Annotated in this window: 21 protein-coding genes; 2 read left to right on the forward strand and 19 right to left on the reverse strand. The window is 67.2% G+C overall.

Features of this window, described 5'->3' with window-relative positions:
• Positions 1–14: 14 nt before the first annotated feature.
• Positions 15–947: an EamA family transporter RarD gene (rarD, locus tag G1H11_RS04195; protein ID WP_163816366.1), complete on the forward strand. Its 933-nt coding sequence runs from the start codon at positions 15–17 to the stop codon at positions 945–947.
• A 100-nt stretch (positions 948–1047) separates the two neighbouring features.
• On the opposite strand, the gene G1H11_RS04200 is transcribed toward rarD, so the two are convergent.
• From G1H11_RS04200 to G1H11_RS04285, 18 genes are all read right to left on the reverse strand, one after another.
• Entirely contained in the window at positions 1048–2043 is a 996-nt protein-coding gene (locus tag G1H11_RS04200) for a polyprenyl synthetase family protein (protein ID WP_163816368.1), read from the reverse strand.
• Between the two features lie 89 nt (positions 2044–2132).
• Positions 2133–3659 (reverse strand): NADH-quinone oxidoreductase subunit NuoN, encoded by a 1527-nt coding sequence (gene nuoN / locus G1H11_RS04205; protein WP_216843428.1) that lies wholly within the window; start codon positions 3657–3659, stop codon positions 2133–2135.
• On the reverse strand, positions 3656–5197 hold the full coding sequence (locus G1H11_RS04210; protein ID WP_216843429.1) for an NADH-quinone oxidoreductase subunit M: 1542 nt from the start codon (positions 5195–5197) through the stop codon (positions 3656–3658). Before G1H11_RS04210 ends, nuoN begins: the two co-directional genes overlap by 4 nt.
• Positions 5194–7125, reverse strand: coding sequence for an NADH-quinone oxidoreductase subunit L (gene nuoL, locus G1H11_RS04215; RefSeq protein ID WP_163817035.1), 1932 nt, complete (start codon positions 7123–7125; stop codon positions 5194–5196). Before nuoL ends, G1H11_RS04210 begins: the two co-directional genes overlap by 4 nt.
• A gap of 26 nt (positions 7126–7151) precedes the next feature.
• On the reverse strand, positions 7152–7451 hold the full coding sequence (gene nuoK, locus G1H11_RS04220; RefSeq protein WP_163816370.1) for an NADH-quinone oxidoreductase subunit NuoK: 300 nt from the start codon (positions 7449–7451) through the stop codon (positions 7152–7154).
• Entirely contained in the window at positions 7448–8392 is a 945-nt protein-coding gene (locus tag G1H11_RS04225) for an NADH-quinone oxidoreductase subunit J (protein ID WP_216843430.1), read from the reverse strand. The genes nuoK and G1H11_RS04225 overlap by 4 nt, the downstream gene beginning before the upstream one ends.
• Positions 8389–8958: an NADH-quinone oxidoreductase subunit NuoI gene (gene nuoI / locus G1H11_RS04230; protein WP_174257414.1), complete on the reverse strand. Its 570-nt coding sequence runs from the start codon at positions 8956–8958 to the stop codon at positions 8389–8391. The genes G1H11_RS04225 and nuoI overlap by 4 nt, the downstream gene beginning before the upstream one ends.
• Positions 8936–10297, reverse strand: a complete 1362-nt coding sequence (nuoH, locus tag G1H11_RS04235; RefSeq protein ID WP_163816374.1) for an NADH-quinone oxidoreductase subunit NuoH — start codon at positions 10295–10297, stop codon at positions 8936–8938. The genes nuoI and nuoH overlap by 23 nt, the downstream gene beginning before the upstream one ends.
• Positions 10294–12807 (reverse strand): NADH-quinone oxidoreductase subunit G, encoded by a 2514-nt coding sequence (locus G1H11_RS04240; RefSeq protein WP_163816376.1) that lies wholly within the window; start codon positions 12805–12807, stop codon positions 10294–10296. The genes nuoH and G1H11_RS04240 overlap by 4 nt, the downstream gene beginning before the upstream one ends.
• Complete coding sequence (nuoF, locus tag G1H11_RS04245; RefSeq protein ID WP_163816378.1) at positions 12807–14180, reverse strand: NADH-quinone oxidoreductase subunit NuoF; 1374 nt, start codon at positions 14178–14180, stop codon at positions 12807–12809. The genes G1H11_RS04240 and nuoF overlap by 1 nt, the downstream gene beginning before the upstream one ends.
• The gene (nuoE, locus tag G1H11_RS04250; protein WP_163817040.1) at positions 14177–14848 is read right to left on the reverse strand and encodes an NADH-quinone oxidoreductase subunit NuoE; all 672 of its coding nucleotides are present in this window, start codon (positions 14846–14848) and stop codon (positions 14177–14179) included. The genes nuoF and nuoE overlap by 4 nt, the downstream gene beginning before the upstream one ends.
• A gap of 173 nt (positions 14849–15021) precedes the next feature.
• Positions 15022–16374, reverse strand: a complete 1353-nt coding sequence (locus G1H11_RS04255; RefSeq protein ID WP_163816380.1) for an NADH-quinone oxidoreductase subunit D — start codon at positions 16372–16374, stop codon at positions 15022–15024.
• A 40-nt stretch (positions 16375–16414) separates the two neighbouring features.
• Positions 16415–17125 (reverse strand): NADH-quinone oxidoreductase subunit C, encoded by a 711-nt coding sequence (locus G1H11_RS04260; RefSeq protein WP_163817042.1) that lies wholly within the window; start codon positions 17123–17125, stop codon positions 16415–16417.
• Positions 17126–17139: 14 nt separating this feature from the next.
• On the reverse strand, positions 17140–17694 hold the full coding sequence (locus G1H11_RS04265) for a NuoB/complex I 20 kDa subunit family protein (protein ID WP_163816383.1): 555 nt from the start codon (positions 17692–17694) through the stop codon (positions 17140–17142).
• 21 nt (positions 17695–17715) lie between these two features.
• Entirely contained in the window at positions 17716–18075 is a 360-nt protein-coding gene (locus tag G1H11_RS04270) for an NADH-quinone oxidoreductase subunit A (RefSeq protein ID WP_163816385.1), read from the reverse strand.
• 90 nt (positions 18076–18165) lie between these two features.
• Complete coding sequence (locus G1H11_RS04275) at positions 18166–19473, reverse strand: geranylgeranyl reductase family protein (protein ID WP_246210900.1); 1308 nt, start codon at positions 19471–19473, stop codon at positions 18166–18168.
• A 178-nt stretch (positions 19474–19651) separates the two neighbouring features.
• Positions 19652–20584, reverse strand: coding sequence for a DUF1707 SHOCT-like domain-containing protein (locus G1H11_RS04280; RefSeq protein ID WP_343074801.1), 933 nt, complete (start codon positions 20582–20584; stop codon positions 19652–19654).
• 484 nt (positions 20585–21068) lie between these two features.
• The gene (locus G1H11_RS04285) at positions 21069–21761 is read right to left on the reverse strand and encodes a demethylmenaquinone methyltransferase (RefSeq protein WP_163816389.1); all 693 of its coding nucleotides are present in this window, start codon (positions 21759–21761) and stop codon (positions 21069–21071) included.
• Positions 21762–21872: 111 nt separating this feature from the next.
• Between G1H11_RS04285 and G1H11_RS04290 the strand changes: the two genes are divergently transcribed.
• Positions 21873–23132 (forward strand): isochorismate synthase, encoded by a 1260-nt coding sequence (locus G1H11_RS04290; protein ID WP_216843433.1) that lies wholly within the window; start codon positions 21873–21875, stop codon positions 23130–23132.
• Positions 23133–23157: 25 nt separating this feature from the next.
• On the opposite strand, the gene menD is transcribed toward G1H11_RS04290, so the two are convergent.
• Positions 23158–24933, reverse strand: a complete 1776-nt coding sequence (gene menD / locus G1H11_RS04295) for a 2-succinyl-5-enolpyruvyl-6-hydroxy-3-cyclohexene-1-carboxylic-acid synthase (protein WP_163816390.1) — start codon at positions 24931–24933, stop codon at positions 23158–23160.
• Positions 24934–24984 lie beyond the last annotated feature (51 nt).

Consider the following 24984-nt stretch of genomic DNA (forward strand, 5'->3'; position numbering starts at 1 on the left):
GGTAACGTTTCGTAGTGTCCACTTCCCGCGCCGGCGTCGTCTACGGCCTCGGAGCATACGTGCTCTGGGGCTTGTTGCCGCTCTTCTGGGCACTTCTCGATCATGTGAGTTCGATCGAGGTGCTGGCACATCGGTTCGTCTGGTCTCTCGTCGTCGTCCTCGCCCTGCTCGCCGTCACCGGCCGGCTCTCCCGGCTTCGCCGTCTCAGCCTGCGTGCGTACGGCCTGCTCGCCGTCGCGGGTCTGGTCATCGCCGTCAACTGGGGGATGTTCATCTGGGCGGTGAGCACCGGACACGTCATCGACGTCTCGCTCGGCTACTTCATCAATCCGCTGGTCACTGTGCTCATGGCGGTCATCGTCCTGCACGAGCGGCTGCGGCGAACCCAGTGGATCGCCGTGGGCATCGCCGGCGTCGCGGTGGTGGTGCTGACCGTCAACTACGGACAGCCGCCGTGGATCGGGCTGACTCTGGCCCTGACCTTCAGCATTTACAGCCTGATCAAGAAGAAGGTCAGGGTTCCCGCCGTGGAGAGTGTCGCCGTGGAGACCGCGGCCGTAGTGCTTCCAGCGCTCGTCTTCGTGATCATCCTCCAGGCCAGCGGCCGGGCGACCTTCGGCGCCGTGGATGTGGGAACCGACCTGCTGCTGGTCGCAACGGGCATCGCCACCGCTGTTCCGCTCCTGCTGTTCGCCGCCGCGGCCAGCCGTGCGACGCTCACGACACTGGGTGTGGCGCAGTACCTGGCGCCAACGCTGACCTTCATCCTGGGCCTTACTGTGTTCAATGAGGTCGTTCCGCCAGTACGCTTTGTCGGCTACGGCCTGGTGTGGCTGGCGCTGGTGATCTTCACCGTCGACGCATTGCACCACCGCAGAGCGACCCTGCGCTCGGCCATCCAGGACGACGCGGTTCTCGAATCCCTCCGCGATCCGGCCCGCACCTGATGGGAAATCCTGATCCTGATCCGCAGGAGTCAGTACTCACGCCACCACCTTGCGCACCATTGTTGTGGTCCCGCTGTGAGAACACCGAAACGCAGAACTATCAGGAGGACCGCGTCACGACGGTGTCGCAGAGGGATTCGAGCGCATCCCTTGCCGGGGTGGCCGGTAACGACGCCAGGGTCGTGCGCGCGTCGTCAGCCCAGCGCAGGACATCGGCCCGAGCCTCGTCCATGGCGGGATGGGCCCGCAGCAAGGACAGCGCCTCCGCGTGCGCGGCGTCGTCCTCGATCGGGCCGGAAATCAGCTCCAGCAGCCTGGCGTCGTCTGGCCGGGCGAGCCTGCGCGCATAGAGCACGGGAAGCGTGGCCACACCCTCGCGCAGGTCTGTGCCGGGCGTCTTGCCGGAGATCGCGGACTCACCGGCGATGTCGAGCAGATCGTCCGCGAGCTGGAAAGCCATGCCGATGCGCTCGCCGTAACGAGCAAGCACCTCGACCAGGTCCGCCGGAACGCCCCCGTGAAGTGCGCCCAGCCGCGTGGATGCCTCGATCAGCGACGCGGTCTTGTCCGACAGAACGGAGAGGTAGTGCTCCACCGGGTCGTCGCCGTCGCCTGGTCCCAGCGTCTCGTGCAGCTGGCCCTGAACCAGCCGCTGATACGTGCGAGCCTGGATCCGGACCGACTCCGGCCCCAGATCAGCCAGCAGGACCGAGGCGCAGGCGAACAGATAGTCACCGCTGAGAATGGCCACCGTGTTGTCCCAGCGGGCATTGGCACTCGGGGCCCCCCGCCGTAGCTCCGCCTCGTCCATGACGTCGTCGTGATAGAGGGACGCGACGTGCGTCAGTTCGACCACGACCGCCGCCGGCACCACGCCGGGTGCGTCGATGTCGCCGAAGGCCGCCGAGACAAGCGTGAGCAGTGGCCGGAATCGCTTGCCACCGGCCTGGACCAGGTGACGCGAGGCCTCACCCAGGACGTCGTCGTCCGACTTGACCGCCGCCAGTAGCCGCGACTCCACCTCGTCGAGAGCATCTGAGAGAGATCTCTCGAGTTGGGGGTCCACAGGCGGAATCCCGAGACCGCGAACGCTCACCGAGACCTCCCCACTACGTGCGTGCTCACCAGGATGACCCCGATCTTGACGATTATCCAGTCATTACCGCCGACCGGCGGAGAGCAACGTCAGCGTATGAACACCGACGCCTGCTCCGCCAGGTCCAGCAGTGGACCCGGCATCACCCCGAGCAGAACCGTGGCCGCCACCCCGACGCCGATACCGAACGTGGTCCACATGCTCGGCACGGCTACTGACGGTCCTTCGGCAGCGGGTTCGGAGAAGAACATCAAGACGATCACCCGCACGTAGAAGAACGCCGCCACAGCGCTCGTCACGACGCCGACGATCACCAGAGGCATCGCCCCGCCCTGGAACGCCGCGCTGAATACCGCAAGCTTGCCGACGAACCCGCTGGTCAGCGGGATACCAGCCAGCGCGAGCAGGAAGAGCCCGAACGTGGCCGCCAGCAGCGGAGACCTCTTCCCCAGGCCCGCCCACTTGGACAGGTGGGTCGCCTCCCCTCCGGCGTCACGAACCAGAGTCACGACGGCGAACGCACCGAGCGTGGTGAAGCCGTAGGTGGCGAGGTAGAAGAGAATGGCGGACACTGCGACCTGATCGACCGCGACGAGCGCGGTCAGGATGAATCCCGCGTGCGCGATGGACGAGTAGGCCAGCATCCGCTTCACGTCGGTCTGGGTCAACGCGACGATGATGCCGACCACCATGGTGACGATGGCCACGGCCCACAACATCGGCTGCCAGTCGGTACGCACGCCGCCGAGTGCCACGTAGAACAGTCGCAGCATGGCGCCGAACGCGGCCAGCTTGGTGCATGCCGCCATGAATGCCGTCACCTGCGTGGGAGCACCCTGGTACACGTCCGGCGTCCAGGCGTGGAACGGCACCGCCCCGATCTTGAACAGCAACCCGACCGCCATCAGGCCCACACCGGCCAGAAGCAAGCCCTCCTGACCGATTCGAGCACCCAGCGCGGCATCGATGTCGGAGAAGCGCACCGATCCCGAGAAGCCGTAGACGAACGCCGCACCGAACAGGAAGAAGGCCGATGCGAACGCCCCGAGCAGGAAGTACTTGAGCGCGGCCTCCTGGGACAGCAGGCGTCGCCGCCGCGCCATCCCGCACAAGAGGTACAGGGGAAGCGAAAGGATCTCCAGCGCGACGAACATCATCAACAGGTCGTTCGCCGCGGGGAACAGCATCATGCCGCCCACCGAGAACATCGCCAGCGGATAGACCTCGGTCTGCAACACTCGCTCGCGAACGAGCACCCGCTCGTCCTCGCTACCCGGCAACGACGACGCGGCCGGCGCGAACGCATCGGCGCCGCCCTCGATCCGCCGCTCAGCGAAGAACATGACGCTGACGAAGGCGAGGACCAGGACCGTTCCCTGCATGAACAGCGCCGGCCCGTCGATCGCGACCGATCCGACAGCGCCGACGATCTCGGTGCCGCCAAGCCGAACCACCTGCACGAACGCGGCAGCCAATGCCACGAGTGCCAGCAGCACCTGGACCAGGTGCCGGGGACCTCGCGGCACGAATGCCTCGACCAGAACACCGACCACGGCCGCGCCGAGGACGATGATCATCGGCAGGAGCGCCGCGTACTCCAGATCTGGCGCGTTCACTCGTCGTTCCCTTCAGCAGCGTGGTCGGTCACGGACACCAGAGGTGGCGGAGCCTCGACGTCCACCTCGGCCAGGGTCGGTCCCACGCCGTCGTCGATGACGTCGACGACGGTCCTCGGGAAGAACCCGATGGCCAGGATCAACGCGATCAACGGCGTGACGACGGCGATCTCGCGGCGGCCCAGGTCTCTGGTGGCCCCGATGTCGGCCCGTTCCGGCCCGGTCATGGTGCGCTGGTAGAGCCAGAGGATGTAGAGCGCGGCGAGCACAATCCCGACCGTGGCGATGACCGCCGCCGCCCGGTACTGCTCGAACGTGCCCGCGATCACCAGGAACTCGGAGAGGAACGTGGACAACGGCGGCAACGCCAGCCCGGACAGTCCGGCGAAGAGGAAGACACCGGCCAGCTTGGGCGTCGTCTTCTGCATGCCGCCGTAATCCGCGACCAGCCTGGACCGGCGGCGGGAGATCATGAAGCCAACGATCACAAACAGGGCGATGGTCGACAAGCCATGGTTGATCATGTACAGCGTGGAGCCCGTGGCGCCTCGTTCGGTGAGGGCGAAGATGCCCAGCACGATGAACCCGAAGTGGGAGATCGAGGTGTATCCGATCAGCCTCTTCATGTCTGTCTGGCCGATAGCCAGCAGAGCGCCGTAAACGATGCTGATCACCGCGAGCACGACGATGACGGGAGCGAACTCCGCGGCGGCAGCCGGAAACAGCGGCACGGCCAGCGCGATCATGCCGAACGTTCCCACCTTGTCTGCCACGCCGGAGAGGAAGGCGGCGTTGGACGGCGTGGCTTCGGCGGCGGCGTCGGGCAGCCAGGTGTGGAACGGCCACAGCGGCGCCTTGATCGCGAACGCGAGCATGAATCCGAGGAACAGCCAGCGCTGCGTCTCCACCGGGATGTCCAATGCCACCAGGTCGGTGAGCAGGAACGACGCGTTGCCGGCGTCTACCGACTGGACGTACAGCCCGATCACGGCGGCCAGCATGACCAATCCGCCGAAGAGGTTGTACAGCAGGAACTTCAGGGCCGCGTAGCGCCGCTGCGGGCCTCCATACATGCCGATCATGAAATACAGCGGAATCAGCATCGCCTCGAAGACGATGTAGAAGAGCAGCACGTCCTTGGCGAGGAAAGCCGTGAAGATCAGCGCCTCGACGGCCAGCAGCAGCGCGAAGAAGGCCTTAGGGTCGCGCTTCTCGGCCTCGGCCTCCGGCCACATCGCCATCGCCACGATCGGCGTCGCCACCGCGGTCAGCGCGATCAGCGCCGCGCCGATGCCGTCGATACCCAGCGCCCAGTAGATGCCGAGCGCGTCGATCCAGGCTTGCTGTTCGACGAGCTGGTAGCGGTCCGCGCCGAGCTCGAACTGAGCGATCACCGCGATCGCGATGGCCAGACTGAGCAGCGAGAATGCGATCGCCACCTGCTTGGCGAGCGTACCGCGTCCCGCGGGCACCAGGGCCGTCAGCACGGCACCCAGCGCGGGCGCCGCGATCAGCAGGGTCAACCAGGGGATTGTCACGGCAGCCTCACCAACAACATGGCGACGACGACCAGACCGGCACCGGTCAGCATCGTCAGTGCGTACGAGCGGACGAACCCGGTCTGCCAGCGGCGCCAGCGGGCCGACAGGCCCCCCACCGCCTTGGCCGCGCCGATCACCGCGCCGTCGACGCCGCGGTTCTCGACGTAGACGAGGGAGCGGGTCAGGTACTGGCCGGGCCTCATGAGGACGGCTTCGTTGACAGCGTCGCCGTACAGGTCACGGCGGGCGGCGACGGTCAGCGGGTTACCGGCCGGCGCTTCGACCGGCACCGGACGACGTCCGTAGAGCAGCCACGCCACGGCGACACCCGCGACGACCACCACGAGGGTGATCGCGATCAGCGCCGCGACCGGCAGCGGAAGATCATGGTGCTCTTCGCCGGTGACCGGCTCAAGCCATTCCACGATCCCGCCGCCGACGTAGAGCAGTGCGGCACCGCCGACCAGCGACAGAGCAGCCAACCCGATCAACGGCCAGGTCATCACCCGCGGCGACTCGTGCGGATGCACATCTTCCGCCCACCTCTTACTGGTGAGGAACGTCATCAGCATGACGCGGGTCATGTAGAACGCCGTGATGCCCGCTCCGATGAGCGCACAGAGCCCGATCAGGATGTTGTCCGCGAACGCCGCCTCGATGATCTTGTCCTTCGAGAAGTACCCGGCGAAGGGCGGGATGCCGATGATCGCGAGGTAACCGAGCGCGAAGGTCAGGAACGTCACCGGCATGGCCGCGCGCAGACCGCCGAAGCGGCGCATGTTCACCTCGTCGTTCATGCCGTGCATCACCGAGCCGGCGCCGAGGAACATGTTCGCCTTGAAGAAGCCGTGCGTGATCAGGTGGAAGATCGCGAACGCGTACCCGGCCGGGCCGAGTCCCGCGGCGAGCATCATGTAGCCGATCTGGCTCATCGTCGAGCCTGCGAGCGCCTTCTTGATGTCGTCCTTCGCGCAACCGATGATGGCACCCATCAGCAGCGTGATGGTGCCGACGAGCACCACTGCCGTGCGCGCCTCTGGCGCCAGGTCGTAGATGGCGGCCGAGCGCACCACCAGGTAGACACCCGCGGTCACCATGGTCGCGGCATGGATGAGGGCGGAGACCGGTGTGGGGCCCTCCATCGCGTCCAGCAGCCAGGACTGCAGCGGGAACTGCGCCGACTTTCCGCACGCCGCCAGGAGAAGCAGCAAGCCGAGCGCGTTCAGCCAGCTCGTCGGCGCGTCGCCCGCTCCCGCGAAGACCAGCTCGAACGACGACGAGCCGAACACCACGATCATCGAGGCGATGGCGAGCACCATGCCCATGTCGCCGACCCGGTTCACCACGAAAGCCTTCTTGGCGGCCACAGCGGCGGACGGCTTGTGCTGCCAGAACCCGATCAGCAGGTACGACGCCAGGCCGACGCCCTCCCAGCCGATGAACAGGATCAGGTAGTCCGACGCCAGGACCAGCAGGAGCATCGCCGCGACGAAGAGATTGAGGTAGCCGAAGAACCGCCGCCGCCGCTCGTCGTGCTCCATGTAACCGATCGAGTAGACGTGGATCAGCGAACCCACGCCGGTGATCAGCAGCACGAAGGCCATCGACAGCTGGTCCAGCAGGAGGCCGACCTCCACCTGGTACCCGGCGGCGTTGAACCACTCCCACAGGGGCACGTTGAACGCCCGGGCGTCACCGCTCTCTCCGAGCATCGCCACGAACAGGGCGACGGCCATCACGAAGGACAGGCAGGACGCGGCGGTACCGATCAGGTGACCGGTCTTGTCCAGCCTGCGCCCGCCGAGCAGCAGGACAGCCGCACCCAGCAGCGGGAAGGCGATGAGCAGCCAGGTCGAGGAGATCAGTCCCGAGGCGTCGCGGACGACCTGATGCACCTCGGCTTGGGCAGCCAGGCCATGCGTCATGATCGAGTTCACGTCTCCCCCGGCCGTTACAGCTTCAGCAGGCTGGCGTCATCAACCGACGCGGACCTGCGAGTTCGGAAAATCATCACGATGATGGCCAAGCCCACGACGACCTCGGCGGCGGCGATGACCATGACGAAGAACGCCATGATCTGCCCGTCCAGGTTGCCGTGCATGCGCGCGAACGTGACGAACGCGAGGTTGGCCGCGTTGAGCATCAGCTCAACGCTCATGAACGCTACCAAGGCGTTGCGCCGCAGAAGCACTCCGGCGCCGCCGATGGTGAACAGCAGGGTGGCCAGGACCAAGTACGGTGTGGGGCTCATCGCGCGTCACCCCCGTCCTGCTCCGGCTCGTCGTCGGTCTCTTCGGTGCCATGCGCGGCCGGCGAGTCGTCCGGCAAGCCGCTCGTGGCGGCGTCGCTGGGCTCAGTGGGCCGCTCGGCGGTCGACTCGGCTTCACCAGGCTTCGGCTCGGGGCCGAGCCTCCCCACGTCCGTGGCGAACTCCTCTGCAAGTCGGGTGGCGCCGCGGGCCACCAGGACGGGCGACACCGACGATTCCGCCGGCGTGCCGTCAGGCAACAGGGCCGGGGTGTCGACGGCGTTGTGCCTGGCGTAGACACCGGGCACCGGCATGCCGGCCGCGTCCTTGGGGTCGCCTTCACGGAACCGCCGCTCCGACTGCTCGCGCTGGCTGTGCCGCCGCGCGAGCCGCTCGCGATGGGTCAGCGCCATGGCACCGACGGCGGCGGTGATCAGCACCGCGGCGACGGTCTCGAAGGCCCAGACATACCGGCCGAAGATCAGGTCGGCGATGGCGTAGACGTTGCCTTCCGGCGCGGCCTGCGCCGTGCCCACCGGATCCGGCAGCGCGGCCCGGCCGGTCACCGCCACCAGCAGGACGATCACACCGAAGACCGCGAGCGCGGCGGCTCCGCGCTGGCCGCGGATCGTCTCCACCCGGGAGTCGGATGCGTCCACGCCGATCAGCATGATCACGAACAGGAACAGCATCATGATCGCGCCGGTGTAGACGACCACCTGGACCACGCCGAGGAACGGCGCCTCCAGTGCGATATAGAGGATCGCCAGGCCGATCATGGTAACCGCGAGGAACAGTGCGCCGTGCACGGCCTTCCGGGAAAACACCAGCCCCAGCGCCCCAATGACGGCCAGCGGCGCGATGATCCAGAAGAGCACCTCTTCGCCGGCTGTACTGGCGGTGGTCTCTCCCACCTGCGCTGCGACTGCAGCCAGCGGACTCACTGCGTCTCCTCCCCGGAACCGGACGAACGGCCTTGCAGACCCGCGCCGAGATAGTAGTCCCGCTCGTCGTCGCCGAGCCGCATGGGGTGCGGCGGCTGTTCCATTCCGGGAAGCAACGGCGCGAGCAGATCCTGCTTCTCGTAGATCAGGCTCTCCCGCGTGGTGTCGGCGAGCTCGTACTCGTTGGTCATCGTCAGCGCGCGCGTGGGGCAGGCCTCGATGCACAGCCCGCACAAGATGCAGCGCAGGTAGTTGATCTGGTAGACCCGGCCGTATCGCTCGCCCGGGGAATACCGGCCCGATCCGTCCTCGGCGTCGTCGACGTTGGACGCCCCTTCGACGTAGATGGCGTCCGCCGGGCACGCCCAGGCGCACAGTTCACAGCCGATGCACTTCTCCAGCCCGTCCGGGTGGCGGTTGAGCTGGTGCCGGCCGTGGAAACGGGGCGCCACCGGGTGCGGTTGCTCGGGGTACTGCTCGGTCACCGTCTTGCGGAACATGGTCCGGAAGGTGACTCCGAACCCCGCTACGGAATCGAGGAACTCAGGCACTGGTGCCCTCCTCAGGGCTGTCGCTCTCGTCGGTTTGGTCGGCCGTGTCCGCCGGCGCTCCCACTGTGGCCGGCACCGTCAGCGCGGACTCCTGCCCAGGCAGCGGCGGCACCGGATGCCCCCCGGCGAACGGGTCGAACGAGGCCTCCGGCTGTTCGGCCTCCTCTGTCTCGGAGTCACGCCGGTGCGAGCCGGTGATCATCGGAGCGATCAGGGAGATGACCAGGAAGATCGCGAACACGGCGCCGACCCCCAGCATCATCTGCTGCCGCTCGACACCTTCGTTGAGGGCCAGCCGCATCCCCGCGACCAGAACGATCCAGCCCAGCGAGATCGGGATCAGGAACTTCCAGCCGAGCTTCATGAACTGGTCGTAGCGGAGCCTGGGCAAGGTACCGCGCAACCAGACGAAGACGAACATCAGCAGGATGACCTTGGCGAAGAACCACAGCAGCGGCCACCATCCGGTGTTGAGCATGCCGTCGTTGATCGCCGAGAGCGGCCACGGCGCCCGCCATCCGCCCAGGAACAACGTGGTGGCGAGCGCGGAGACGTTGATCATGTTCATGTATTCGGCCATGAACGGCATCGCGTACTTGAACGACGAGTACTCGGTGCCCCATCCGGCCACCAGCTCGCCCTCCGCTTCGGGGAGGTCGAACGGCGCCCGGTTGGTCTCACCGACCATGGAGACCAGGTACACCCCGAACGACGGCAGCAGGATGATCGCGTACCAGAGATCCTGCTGGCCTTCGACGATCCCGGACGTGGACATCGTTCCGGCGAACAAGAAGACCGCCACGAACGACAGCCCCATGGCAAGCTCGTAGGAGATCACCTGCGCGGACGAGCGCAGGCCGCCGAGCAGCGGGTAGGTCGAACCGCTGGACCAGCCGGCCAGCATGATCCCGTACACACCCACGGACGCGATGGCGAGCACGAGCAGGACCGCGACCGGCGTATCGGTGAGCTGCAGCCGCGTGGTCTGCCCGAAGATCGACACCTCCGGCCCGAGCGGGATCACGGAGAAGATCAAGAATGCCGGGATCACCGCGATGATGGGCGCCAGCACGTAGACGACGCGATCGGCGGCCTTGGGGATGATGTCTTCCTTCAACATCAGCTTCGTGCCGTCGGCCAGGCTCTGCAGCCAGCCCCCGGGACCGGTCCGGTTAGGACCGACCCGGTGCTGCATCTTCGCGACGACCTTGCGCTCGAAGACGATGGAGAAAATGACCAGCACCACGAGGATCACGAAGATGGCCAGGCACTTGATGGCGATGATCCACCAGGGGTCGTTGCCGAAGCCCTCGACCTGATCCACCGCCCGGATGTCGAGCAACTGGACGTTCATGCGTCACCTCCGGAGAGCGTCACGATCGCGCCGGCGCCTACCCCGAGGTCGACGTGGATCCGCGAGCCGGGGGAGTTCTGCGGCAGCCACACCACCCGATCCGGCATCTCGGTGATCGCCAGTGGCAGCGTGATGGAGCCCTGCGCTGTGCTCACGGTCAGGGGGTCGCCGTCGGCCACACCCACTTCCGCCGCGGTCACGGCGGAGAGCCGGACAAGGGGGTCCGGTGCCGTCTGCGCCAGATGTGGCTCGCCGTCCTGGCTACGACCGGCATCCAGCATCAAACGCCAGCTGGCCAAGACCGCCTCGTTGGCGCCGGGCGCCGGTGGCTCGCCCGCCGGCACGTTCAGGTTCGGTTTCGCCGCGGACCATTGGCCGATCTCGTCGAGCTCCGCCCGGATCGCGGCGACGTCCTCCGTGCCCAGCTTGACGTCCATTTCGGCGGCGAGCGCGTCGAGCGTGGCGGCGTCGGACCAGGCCGCGCTCTGAACCACCTTGGGGAAGGGCCGGTGCCGCCCCTCCCAGTTCACGAACGTGCCGGCCTTCTCGACCGGTGGAGCCACCGGGAGCACGACGTCGGCCAGCTCGGTCACCTCACTGCGCCGGACCTCGAGGCTCACGAGGAACGACGCGGCCTTCAGCGCCTCCCGGGCGGCTGCGGCGTCCGGCAGGTCGGCAAGCTCCACTCCACCGACGACGGCGCCGCCGAGCGTTCCGCGGGACAGAGCCGTGATGATGCCGGCAGTGTCCCGGCCGTCGAGCGCGGGCAAGTACGACACACCCCAGGCGGCGGCGATGTCGACTCGTGCTTCGGCTTCCTCGACGGGTCGGCCGCCGGGGAGGAGGGTCGGCAGTCCGCCGGCTTCCACCGCACCACGCTCGCCGGCTCGGCGGGGAATCCACGCCAGCTTCGCGCCCGTCGCGTCGGCCAGCCGCACGGCGGCGGACAGGGCGCCGGGCACAGCGGCGAGCCGCTCACCGACGATGACCACCGCGTTGTCCTGGGTCAGCCCCTCGTGAACGTCGGCCACTTCGGTGGCCTTCGCCGCGATCGCATTGAGCACCTCTGCCTCCGTGCCCGGCGCGGCCGGGATGAGATGTCCGGAGAGCTTAGTCAGGCCGCGCGTCGCGAACGGCGCGATCGACGAGACCACGGTGCCCCGGCGCGACGCCTTGCGCAGGCGCAGGAAGACCGTGCCGGCTTCCTCCTCGGCCTCCAGGCCGGCCAGCAGGACCGACGGTGCCGACTCGAGATCGCCGAACGTCACACCGTTTACGCCGCCGAACCCTGCGGTGGCCACCCGGCCGAGGAAGCTTGTCTCCTCCTCCGAGTGCGCCCGGACACGGAAGTCGATGTCATTGGTGTTCAGCACGATCCGGGCGAACTTCGCGTACGCGTAGGCGTCCTCCAGGGTCACCCGCCCACCGGTGAGCACGCCGACGCCACGGTCGTCGCGGGCCGCGGCCAGGCCATTCGCCGCGATGCTGAGTGCCTCCGGCCAGGACGCCGTCACCAGCTCGCCGGTTTCCTCGTCCCGGACCAGCGGGTGCGTGAGCCGGTCGTCCAGGTTGTACGAACGGAACGCGAAACGGTCCTTGTCGGTGATCCACTCCTCGTTGACCTCGGGGTCGTCGCCGGAGAGACGGCGCATCACGGTTCCGCGGCGATGGTCCACCCGGATGGCGCTGCCGCAGGAGTCGTGTTCCGCCACGGACGGCACCGACACCAGGTCGAACGGCCGGGCACGGAATCGGTACGCAGCCGAGGTGAGCGCCCCGACCGGGCAGATCTGGATCGTGTTACCAGAGAAGTAGCTCTCGAAGGGCTCCTTCTCGTAGATGCCGACCTGCTGCAGCGCGCCGCGCTCGAGCAGTTCGATGAACGGGTCACCGGCGATCTCCTGCGAGAACCGCGTGCAGCGGGCACACAGTACGCACCGCTCGCGGTCGAGCAGAACCTGGGCGGAGATGTTGATCGGTTTGGGGTACGTCCGCTTCTTGCCCTCGTACCGCGAGTCACCCCGGCCGTTGCTCATCGCCTGGTTCTGCAGGGGGCACTCGCCGCCCTTGTCGCAGACCGGGCAGTCCAGCGGGTGGTTGATCAGCAGGAACTCCATGATCCCCTGCTGCGCTTTGTCCGCCACGGCCGAGGTCAGCTGAGTGTTGATCACCATGCCAGGCATCACGGTCAACGTGCACGACGCCTGCGGCTTCGGCATACCGCGACCGTTGCCCATGTCGGGCACCTCGACCAGGCACTGCCGGCACGCGCCGGCCGGCTCCAGCAACGGGTGGTCGCAGAATCGAGGGATCTGGACACCGATCATCTCGGCGGCCCGGATGACCAGCGTGCCCTTGGGCACACTCACCTCGAAGCCGTCGATAGTGACAGTGACCAGGTCCTCGCGCTGCTCGACAGCGTCGTCCGGCGCAGCCGAGGCGTTCTTCTCCGCCGAGGGAATCTTCTCCGCCGAGGTCGAACCGACGCTGGCGTTGGTGCTCCCGCTCATCAGGCTTTGGCTCCCGCTTCTTCCTTGCGTTCGAGGTCGAACAGTGCCGAGGCCGCCGGATCGAACGGGCAGCCGCCATGTTCGAAGTGGGCGATGTACTCGTCGCGGAAGTACTGGACGGACGAGTTCACCGGTGACACGCCGCCGTCCGCGAGTGCGCAGAAGGAGCGCCCGGCGATGTTGTCGGTCAGGTCGAGGAGCTTGTCGAGGTCGGCCTCGGTGCCCTGCCCCTCCTCGAGCCGGTCCAGGATCTGCACGAGCCACCAGAAGCCTTCCCGGCACGGCGTGCACTTGCCACAGGACTCGTGCTTGTAGAAGTCGACCCATCTGGCGGTGGCACGTACCACGCACGTCGTCTCGTCGAAGATCTGCAGTGCGCGGGTTCCCAGCATCGACCCGACACCGGCCATGCCCTCGAAGTCCAACGGGAGGTCGGCGTGCTCCGCCGTCAGCATCGGGGTCGACGAGCCCCCTGGCGTCCAGAACTTCAGCTCATGCCCGGCCCGGATACCTCCGGCCATCTCCAGCAGTTCGTTGAGCGTGATGCCGAGAGGAGCCTCGTACTGGCCTGGCCGGTTCACATGGCCGGACAGCGAGAAGATGCCGAATCCCGGCGACTTCTCGCTGCCCATCGAGCGGAACCAGCCCGCCCCGTTGGAGACGATGGATGGGACCGAGGCGATGGTCTCCACGTTGTTGATCACCGTGGGTGACGCATACAGGCCGGCCACCGCCGGGAACGGGGGCTTGAGCCTCGGCTGGCCTCGCCGGCCCTCCAGAGAGTCGAGCAGGGCGGTCTCCTCACCACAGATGTAGGCTCCCGCGCCGGTGTGGACGACGACGTCGAGCTGGTACCCGGAGCCAAGGATGTTGGAGCCGAGGTACCCGGCCTCGTACGCCTCGGCGACGGCCTGTTGCAGCCGCCGGACCACGTGAAGCACTTCGCCGCGCACGTAGATGAACGCATGATGGGCACCTATCGCGTAGGCGGAGATGATCACGCCCTCGATCAGCACATGCGGGTCCGCCATCATCAGCGGAATGTCCTTGCAGGTGCCCGGCTCCGACTCGTCGGCGTTCACCACCAGGTAGGTCGGCTTCGGGCTGTCCTTCGGGATGAAGCTCCATTTCATCCCCGTGGGGAAGCCCGCGCCTCCGCGGCCGCGCAGCCCGGAGTCCTTGACCGCCTCGACGATCGACTCGGGGGTGCGCTGCAGGGCTTGGCGCAGTGCCTTGTAACCGCCGTTGCGCTCGTAGACCCGTCGGGTGAACGCGTCCTTCTGGCCCCACCGCGCGGTGAGCACCGGCGTCAGGGCCGAGGCCTGGTCTGCGGCCGAGGCTCCGTTATTGGGCACCTCGGATGGGGTGGTCACTTCTTCTCTCCTCCGGTTGTGCCTTCACCACGGGCGCCGGCTCCCAGCTCACGCTGACCGCCTTCCGGAGCGGTCCAGCCGTTCTCCTCGGCCAGGCGCAAGCCCACCAGCGACGCGTGCCCGGCCGTCTCGCCCTGACCGGCGAGCCCATCGGGGAAACCAGCGAGCACTCGCTCCGCCTGCTTCCAGCTGCAGACCTTGGGGCCACGGGTCGACGTGACCTCACCACCGTCACGGAGCGTATCGACCAGATCCCGGGCAGAGTCCGGTGTCTGGTTGTCCATGAACTCCCAGTTCACCATGACGACCGGCGCGAAATCGCAGGCGGCGTTGCATTCGACGCGCTCCAGAGAGACCTTGCCGTCCTCCGTGGTCTCGTCGTGCCCGACGCCGAGGTGGTCGGAGAGTTCCGACCAGATCGCATCGCCGCCCATGATCGCGCACAGCGTGTTGGTACACACGCCGACGTGGTACTCACCGACCGGACGACGCTTGTACATCGTGTAGAACGTCGCCACCGCCGCTACCTCGGCCTGGGTGAGACCCAGGACGTCCGCGCACATCTCGATGCCCGCCGGGGTGACGTAGCCCTCATACGACTGCACCAGGTGCAGCATCGGCAGCAGTGCCGAGCGGGCCTGCGGATACCTCGCGACGATCTCGAGCATCTCCGCGCGCACCTTCTCGTCGAGCACGGTCGTCTCTCCCACGTTGTCTTCCGGTCGAAGCTCACTCGTCACGTCGTCACTCGACGCCTGTGGTCGCACTCCGCTCCTCGTTCGCTCCGCGGGCGGCTCCGCTTCGCTACGCCGACCACTCCGCTCACTCGTCACGTCGTCACTCACCTGTCGCACCCGCCCATCACCGGGTCGATGCTTGCCACCGCAACGATGACGTCGGCGACCATACCGCCTTCCGACGTCGCGGAGACAGCCTGGAGGTTGTTGAACGACGGGTCACGGAAGTGCACCCGGTACGGACGCGTGCCGCCCTCGGAGACCACGTGCGCTCCGAGCTCTCCGCGCGGGCTCTCGATTGCCGAGTACACCTGCCCCGGCGGCACCCGGAAGCCCTCGGTCACCAGCTTGAAGTGATGGATCAGCGCCTCCATCGACTCACCCATGATGTGCCGGATGTGGTCGAGCGAGTTGCCCATCCCGTCGGCGCCGATGGCCAGCTGCGCCGGCCAGGCGATCTTCTTGTCCTCGATCATCACCGGGCCGGGCTCGAGACGATCCAGGCACTGCTCGACGATCTTCAGCGATTCCTTCATCTCGTCGATGCGGATGCGGAAGCGGCCGTACGCGTCGCAGGTGTCCGCGGTGGGAACGTCGAAGTCGTAGGTTTCGTAGCCCGAGTACGGCTGGCTCTTGCGCAGATCCCACGGGAGGCCGGTGGCTCGCAACATCGGTCCGGTGATCCCCAGCGCCATGCAGCCGGCCAGGTCGAGATAGCCGATGCCTACCGTGCGGCCCTTGAAGATCGGGTTCTCGTTACAGAACGACTCCAGCTCGCCGATGTGGTCCCACATCCAGCGCAAGTACTCGCGGACGCTCTCCACGGCCCCGGGCGGCAGATCCTGTGCCACGCCACCCGGGCGGATGTAGGCGTTGTTCATCCGCAGGCCGGTGATCAGCTCGAAGATGTCGAGCGTCTTCTCCCGCTCGCGGAAGCCGACGGTCATGACCGTCAGCGCGCCAATCTCCATGCCTCCGGTGGCGATGCACACCAGGTGGGACGAGATCCGGTTGAGCTCCATCATCATGACCCGAATGACATTGGCCCGGTCCGGGATGTCGTCGGTGATCCCGAGCAGGCGCTCGACCCCGAGGACGTACGCGGCCTCGTTGAAGAACGGGGCGAGATAGTCCATCCGGGTCACGAACGTGACGCCCTGGGTCCAGTTCCGGTACTCCATGTTCTTCTCGATACCGGTGTGCAGGTAACCGACGCCGCAACGTGCCTCGGTGACAATCTCGCCGTCGAGCTCGAGGATCAGCCGCAGCACCCCGTGCGTCGACGGATGCTGCGGGCCCATGTTGACGACAACGCGTTCCTCGCCGGCCGCGGCCGCGCCGACCACGTCTTCCCAGTCCTGCCCGGTGACCGTGTATACCGGGCCTTCGGTCGTCTCCCGGACGCCCGCATACGGGTCGTCGGTCTCCTCGGCCGGAGTGAATGTGACGTCGTTCATCTGGTCACGCTCGTTCCGTTCGCATTGGCCACAATCGTCATCACTGGTACGCCCTCCGCTCGTCGGGCGGTGGGATCGTCGCGCCCTTGTACTCGACCGGTATGCCCCCCAAGGGGTAGTCCTTGCGCTGCGGGTGGCCGGGCCAGTCGTCCGGCATCTGGATCCTGGTCAGCGCCTGGTGCCCGTCGAAGATGATCCCGAAGAAGTCGTAGGCTTCGCGCTCGTGCCAGTTGGCCGACGGGTACGTCTCGGTGATCGACGGCACGTGCGGGTCGTCGTCGGGGCAGGCCACCTCGAGATTGACCCTGCGGTTGTGGGTGATGGAAAGCAGTTGAATGCACGCGTGCAGCTCTCGCCCGGTCTCCTCCGGATAGTGCACGCCGTCCACGCCGGTGCACATCTCGAACCGCAGGGCGGGGTCGTCGCGGAACACCTTGGCGGTCTCCGCCAGCTTCTCCCGCTTGATGAAGATGGTCATCTGCCCACGATCGACGACGACCTTCTCGACGGCGTCCTCGTAGCCGATACCCGCCTCTCGCAGCGCGGAGCCGACCTCCTCGTCGAGACGTTCGAATTCCTCGGCCCACGGCCTGGGCGTGGACGCACCGCGCACGGGGTTGGTGTCGCGCGGGACCAGCCCGCCGTAGCCGGATGTGTCGCCCGAGCCTTCGGCTCCGAACATGCCGCGACGCGACGGGTGCTCCGGTGGAAGCGCCGGGCCTTCCGGACCGGACGGAAGGCCCGGTTCCATGCCTTGCTCGTCGGTCACCGCAGCAGACCCTTCATCTCGTGCGTCGGCGTCGCCGTCAGCGCCAGCGACTCCGCCTCATCCTCGGCCGCGATCCGATGCGCACCCAGCTTGGTGTGCTGGATCTTGTCGTGAAGCTTGAGGATCGCGTCGATCAGCATCTCCGGACGAGGCGGGCAGCCGGGGAGGTAGATGTCCACCGGCACGACGTGGTCGACACCCTGGACGATCGCGTAATTGTTGAACATGCCGCCGGAGCTGGCGCAGACACCCATGGAGAGCACCCACTTGGGATTCGGCATCTGGTCGTAGATCTGGCGCAGCACGGGCGCCATCTTCTGGCTCACCCGGCCGGCGACGATCATCAGGTCCGCCTGGCGAGGCGAGGCGCGAAAGACCTCCATGCCGAACCGGGAGGAGTCGTGGCGAGGCGCGCCGAACGACATCATCTCGATGGCGCAGCAGGCCAGGCCGAACGTGGCCGGCCAGACCGAACTCTTGCGCATCCACCCGGCCAAGCCCTCAACCGTGCTGAGCAATACTCCGGACGGAAGCTTCTCTTCGATACCCATGTCTTTGTGCCCCTTACGCCTTTAGTCCCATTCCAGGCCGCCACGGCGCCATTCGTAGATGAACGGAACCGTGATCAGGAACAAGAACGTCACCATCGCGACGAAACCGAACACCCCGAGGTGATCGAACCGCACCGCCCAGGGATACAGGAAGATGATCTCGATGTCGAAGATGATGAAGGTCATCGCGGTCAAGTAGTACTTGATCGGGATTCGCCCGCCGCCGACCGGCTGCGGAGTGGGCTGGATGCCGCACTCGTACGAGTCGAGGCGGGCCCGGTTGTAGCGCTTCGGCCCCGCCACCGCGGAGAACGCCACGGAACCCACCGCGAAGACGGCGCCCAGGATGATCAGACCGATGATCGGTGCATACAGATCCATGGACGCTCAGCTCCTCTCGGTCAAATCGGTCACGCCCGGCTCCTTACTCACGTGAATCACGCGGTCCTCACTCATTCGTCGGCAGTCTCATCATGCGGCCGGTGCCAATCGCGTCATCGCGTTGATAACCCGGTCGTAGACGTCACCATCGCGGTGGTCGGTCAAGTTGGCCAGCAGTTTCAGGGTGAATTTCATCAGCCAGGGCCGCGGCAGGCCGTGGTTGGTGGCGATCTTCATGATGCGAGGGTCTCCGATCAGCCGGAGGAAGACCCGGCCGAGTGTGAAGTATCCACCGTGCTCGTTCTTGAGTGCATCCGGGTACCCCTGCAGGACCCGTTCCCGGGCGAGCGCCGTATCACGGGAGAGCGCATCGGCGATGACGGTGGCGGCCAGGCTGGCCGCCTCCATCGCGTAGTCGATTCCCTCGCCGTTGAACGGGTTCACCATGCCCCCGGAGTCACCGACGAGGAGCAGCCCGCGGCTGTAGTGCGGCTGCCGATTGAATCCCATCGGCAGGGCCGCACTACGCACGTCGCCGACCTGGTTCTCTTCGGTGAAGCCCCATTCGGTGGGGGTCTGCGCAACCCAGCGGCGAAGCAAGTCCTTGTAGTCGACCTGGCCGAAGGCCTTGGACGTGTTGGTGATACCGAGGCCGACATTGCTGGTCCCGTTGCCCGCACCGAAGATCCAGCCATAGCCGGGCAGCAGGTCACGACCGCCACGATTGTTCGCCGCCCACAGCTCCAGCCACGACTCCATCCAATCGTCGTCGTGCCGAGGGCTCTTGAAGTAGGTCCGGACGGCCACGCCCATCGGCCGGTCGTCCCGCTTGTGGATGCCCAACGACGTTGCCAACCTCGACGACGTGCCGTCAGCTGCGACGACCAGGGGCGCCCGATATGTGAGCTGCTCGCCGGTGGCCCGGCCGCGCTCGTTCAGCGGCTTGACCCGTACACCGACGACGCGCCCGCTGCTCTCATCCACCACTGGTGCGGTCACGTTCGATCGTTCGTGCAGTCGCACTCCGGCGGCGGTCGCGTGCCGCGCCAGGATGTGGTCGAAGTCCATCCGGGTGCGCACCAGGCCGTGATCCGGATAGCTGACCAAATCCGGCCACGGCAGGTGCAGCCGCATGCCGCCGCCGATGATCCGCAAGCCTCGATTCCGGATCCAGCCGGGGCCAGAGGTGTCCACGCCCATCCGCACCAACTGGCGCACGGCGCGGGGCGTGAGGCCGTCCCCGCAGATCTTGTCCCGGGGAAACGACGCTTTCTCCAGCAACAGCACGTCCAGCCCGGCGCGAGCCAGGTAGTAGGCCGTGGTGGTGCCAGCTGGCCCAGCGCCGACGACAATGACGTCGGCGTCGCCGGCCTGCGCAGTCATCAGATTCCCCAGCATCTGTCGAGAAGGTACCGCTGTCACCGGAAGCGCTCGTGAATTCATTCACGAACCTACTTCCTGCCCAAGTGTAGGCGCTGTGCCTGACGAGTTTCGACCGGGGCCGACACCCTGACCTGCACATTTACGCATCACTTCTGTTGCGAAAATCTTGTCCGGCCGAAACGGGCTGCTTCCATCAGGACGTGCGCAGCACCTGCGATCCATCGGACGTCCACGTGACGCTGTGGTTGTCAGTACCGTCCTCGACCCGGACCGTCAGGACGACGTCGCCGTCGTCGAAGACGCTCCGGCCCACTCGGGCGAGCGTCGTCTCGCCATGGGGGAGGCCGGCTGCTTCCGGGGATTCGTCGATGGCACGCACAAGCGCCCCAGGTGACACGTCGTAGAGATAGAAGAAGCCACCTTCAGTCTCGGAGTATTCGCGTCGCCACCGGGGCGGCATCGCCAGCCCTCCCTCATATCTGATCTCCGCCAGTCCGAGCTGTTCGCTGTCGGCACGCACCAACGCCTCGGCCCAACTCGCCCGCACGGTAATCGACTCGACCTGTTCTATGCCGTTGTCGTCGAACGTCGCCCACATCCGAGTCAATCCCGCCTCGGTGAACATGCCCATCTCCTCGGCGGCGATCTCCGGCGCATCCACGTCCACCGGATCAACGCCCGGTGCGGGCGGTGCTTGGGCAGGGTCGCCCGCATTGCGCGAGCTACTACCGTCGTCGATGAGCGCGGACACACCAATGGCTGCAAGACCGAAGACCATCAGCACCCCCGCCATCACCAAGCGTCCGTACCGCCGAAAGCCGCTCGGCAGCGGTTGCGAAACAGATGAGGCTCGCACTGGCTCGCGGATGTCATGCATGATCGCGTCCAGATCGGCGATCGACGTCGCCTCATAGACCAGGGCCGTACGTGTCTGCAGATCATCCACAGCGATCCGCCCGTCGGAATAAGCCCGGGAGATTGCTTCCACACACCGTTCACGGTCCGCGTCTGATAGCCGCCGTCGTCGATCAGGACTCGGCTTTCCACTGCCTGCGCTCATGCTAAATCCCGCCTTGAGAAGGTGCTGACCAGTGCGGTTCCTCCGCACCGGACACCACCGGCACATCGAAACTCACGCGATCAGGCCGGACCACGATACTCCGACGTCCGGCCACGCCATCTTGTCCCGTTCGGCGAGCAGCGCCTCCGCCCATTCCCGGGAAAGAGGCCGAATCGTCGGCCGGCAGGCGCCCGTTCAGGCACGGCTGCCGCATCTCTCGCCTGCCACGCGCCCGCCAGATTGCTCGCCGGTCGCCTCTGCCGGTCGCCTTCGCTGGTCGCCATGGAGAAGGGGGAAGCCGCGAAACACTCCGCTCCGGAGATGCCCACATGACAGCCACCACCAGGGCAACTACCCCAAGCCCGCGCTGCGGACGAATCAGCCCGCTGCCGGCGCACGCCTGGAAGCGCTCCCGGTTGCTTGTGGGAAATTGAGCTAGCAATCCCCGCCTGGTGCATTCAAGGGTGGAAGGTTCTGTCAACGGTGGAGCCCTTTGTGGGTCCTGGCCCACACAAACCTCCACCGTTGACAGAATTGCCGGGACGGGCGATCAGGGGCGAACCCCGTAGTGCAACGCCACGATCCCACCGGAGAGGTCGCGCCACCGCACGCCGACCCAGCCCGCTCGCTGGAGCCGCTGCGCCATTCCGGCCTGATCCGGCCATGCTCTGATCGATTCGGCCAGATAGACGTAGGCGTCGGGGTTGCTCGCGATCTTCCGCGCCACCGGAGGCAATGCACGCATCAGGTATTCCACATATACGGTGCGGAACGGACGCCAGGTGGGGTGGCTGAACTCGCAGACCACCAGTCGGCCGCCCGGGCGGGTGACCCGTAGCATCTCCCGCAGTCCAGTATCAGGATCGTGCACGTTGCGCAGGCCGAACGAGATGGTGACCGCGTCGAACGACGCGTCGGCGAACGGCAGCCTGGTGGCGTCGCCCGCGACGAACGGGAGATCAGCACGACGACGCTTACCGGCGCGAAGCATGCCCAAGGAGAAATCGCAGGGCACCACCGTGGCCCCTGCGGCCTGGAACGGCTCGCTGGACGTCCCGGTCCCCGCGGCCAAGTCCAGGATCTTCTCACCCGGCAGCGGGCGAACAGCACGCTCCGCGGCTCGCCGCCAGTATCGGTCCTGGCCCAGAGAGAGCACGTCGTTGGTGATGTCGTAGCGCTCGGCGACGTCGTCGAACATGGCGGCGACATCACTCGGCTGCTTGTCAAGAGAGGCCCGGATCACCCTGCCAGCATAGAGAAACCCACGATCCGTGAGGCGGGGACGTACGCTGTGACCAATTCGTCAGCCCGTGAACAGTGGTCACCGCGCAGTTCGGACATAGGCTTAACGCCCGTGACGAGTGCCCCACTCACCGTACCGGCGCCCGAACTGGTCACGCGCACGGTGGAGATCCCTGATCCAGGCGCGTTGCTCTCCCTTCTGCCTGACGAGGCATCCCTGGCTTGGGTGCGGCACGGCGAAGGACTGGTGGGCTGGGGCGAGGCCGCCCGGTTCGAGGGCGACGGCGTGAACCGGTTCGCCGAAGCCGAGCGCTGGTGGAACACCCTGACACGCACGGCGATCGTCCGCGACGAGGTCCAGCTGCCCGGCACCGGACCCGTGGCGTTCGGCTCGTTCACCTTCGACGACGCGGGGGAATCGGTACTCATCCTGCCCGAGACCATCGTCGGACACCGGGACGGCCGCTGGTGGGTCACCACGGTCAGCCTCAACGGCAATCTTCCCCCGTGGCCGGCGCTACCGGCCGTCAGCTCCCCCCGTCGACCCGGCCCGGTCACGTTCGCCGACGGCGCGCGTACCGGCCCGGAGTGGGAGTCCGTCGTCGCCGAGGCGGTCCGCCGGATCATCGCGGGTGAGCTCGAGAAGGTGGTCCTCGCCCGCGACCTCGTCGCGGAGTGTCACAGCATCATCGACCCGCGCTGGCCCCTTCACCGGCTCAGCGACCGCTATCCCCGATGCTGGACGTTCAGCGTCGACGGCACGCTGGGGGCAACACCAGAGTTGCTGGTCCGGCGCGAGCGGGGGCTGGTCACGTCCCGTGTCCTCGCCGGAACGATCCGCCGCACCCGGGACGACATCCACGACCTCGCCCTCGCTGCCTCGCTGGCACGCTCCAGCAAGGATCTCGAGGAACACGAGTTCGCCGTGCGCTCGGTGGCGGACGCCCTGGCCCCGTTCTGCTCCAGCATGAACGTCCCGGAGACACCCTTCGTCCTGCACCTGTCAAACGTTATGCACCTGGCGACGGACCTGGCCGGTGTGGCCTCGGGGAACGCGTCGTCGCTGGCATTAGCCGCGGCTCTGCACCCGTCCGCGGCCGTCGGCGGCACACCAACAGATACCGCCCAAGCCGTCATCCGTGAGATCGAGGGGCTGGACAGGGGCCGCTACGCCGCGCCCGTAGGCTGGATCGACAGCGCCGGGGACGGCGAGTGGGGTATCGCGTTGCGCTGTGCCCAGGTGGATACCGCTGATCCATCGCGGATGCGGCTCTTCGCCGGCTGTGGAATCGTGGCCGGCTCCGATCCAGCGGCCGAGCTAGCTGAAAGCGCCGCAAAGCTCGTCCCCATGCGTGACGCTCTCAACCGCTAGTGGTCACGGGCAGGACACTGAGCGACTATGCCGTAGCCAGGGCGGCCACGACGGCGGCATCCAGTCGCGCGTGCAGTGCACGCAGCCCGGACCGGTCCACCCGTACCTCGACCACGGAACGGCCCTCCGGCGGCGAGTTCAGGAGACCACGCAGCTGGTCCAGCGACTCCGCAGGCCGGTAGTCGAGCCCGTAAGCCGCACACAGTCCGGCCAGGCCCACACCGTGAGACGTGCCGAAGACCCGCTCGAACACGGAGGCGTGCCGCGGCGCGCCCTGCTCCAACAGCGAGAAGATGCCGCCTCCGTCGTCATTGACAACGACCAGCTGCGTGGTCGGCTGCTCCTCTCCGGTGCCCACGAGTAGGCCGCCCACGTCGTGCAGAAAGGTCAGATCTCCGAGAAGGACACGGGTGAAGCGGCCGGAACCCAGGGCAACCCCGGACGCCGTGGAAACCACCCCATCGATACCGGCCAGGCCCCGGTTCGCCAGCACAAGCGGACGGTCCCCGACGTCCGCGTCGGCGGCCCTGCCCTCGGCTCCGCCAGCCGGCCACGGCCGTGCAGTGAGGTCGAGATCCCGGATCGGGTTCGACGAGCCCACGAGGAGCGCCTGGGACGGCCTGGTCGACGCCCACACCTCCCTGGCCACCAATGGGCCGGTCAGCGGGCTGGAGTCGAGGAGATCGTCGATCACGGCCCGGGCGAGGCGATCCGCCTCTACCCAGGTCTTGAGCCAATCGGCATCCGGTAGCCCCTCGGCCCGCACCGCCCCGACGACGCGTGCGGCGTTCCTAGCGGCGTCCGGCCAGTCGCCCCGTGGCGCGACCACCACGACCTCGATGTCACGGCGAGCGAGCAATGCCGAGACCGGCCGGGAGAGTGTGACGTGCCCGAACACGACCACGCGCTCGATCTCGTCACTCAGCGGTGCCGACTTCAGTAGCAGGCGGTAAGGGCCCAGCGCGTTGGCGCCCCAACGAGCTCCCGATGACGGCTCGGGAAGGACCGGGTATCCGCCGGCCTCGGCGAACCGCACGGCGGCTGGGCCGGCTCCGTCGCCGGCGATCACGACAGTACGCGGGCCGGCCGGCAGCACCATGGGGTCGGGAACACGATCCAGCGGATGCACGTGTGTGACGGGCCGGCGTCGTGACTCTCCAAGGGATTCGCCGGACTCCGACGGCTCCTCGCTCGCCAGACCAGCTGCCGGGTCGACAGCGTCCGTCCCCGCATCGGGAAGGTTCTCGGCATCCGGCACCAATGGCTCCCGGAAGGCCAGGTTCACGTGCACCGGGCCCGGCAGGCCGGTCCGGGATCCGGTGCTGGCGGCGATCGCCCGGCTCAGCAGGCTACGCAGGTCAGCTGCTTCTCCGGGCCTTCCGAAAGGAGCCGGCACATCGGCGTCGAACCGCACTGCACCGCCGAAGATCCGCACCTGGTCGGTGGTCTGGTTCGCGCCGGTCCCGCGGATCTCGTGCGGGCGGTCCGCCGACAGCACCACCAGCGGGACGCCGGTGTGCGACGCCTCGAGCACCGCGGGATGGAGATTGGCGACGGCGGTGCCCGAGGTGGTCACGATCGCGACCGGAGCCCCCGAGCCACGGGCGAGCCCCAAGGCGAGAAAACCCGCCGAACGCTCATCGATACGCACGTGCAGGCGGACGTCGCCGCGATCGGCCGCGCTGGCCAAGGCGATGGCCAGCGGCGCACTGCGCGAGCCCGGGGCGAGTACCACGTGCCTGGTCCCCAGTGCGGCCAGCGTCTCCACGAGGATCCGGGCCGCCGCAGTCGAAGGGTTCACGACCCGAGCCTATGCACACCGCAGCTGCGGCTGGGGCAGTTCCCGCATCGG

The sequence above is a fragment of the Phytoactinopolyspora alkaliphila genome, assembly GCF_010550695.1.
Lineage (GTDB): Bacteria > Actinomycetota > Actinomycetes > Jiangellales > Jiangellaceae > Phytoactinopolyspora > Phytoactinopolyspora alkaliphila.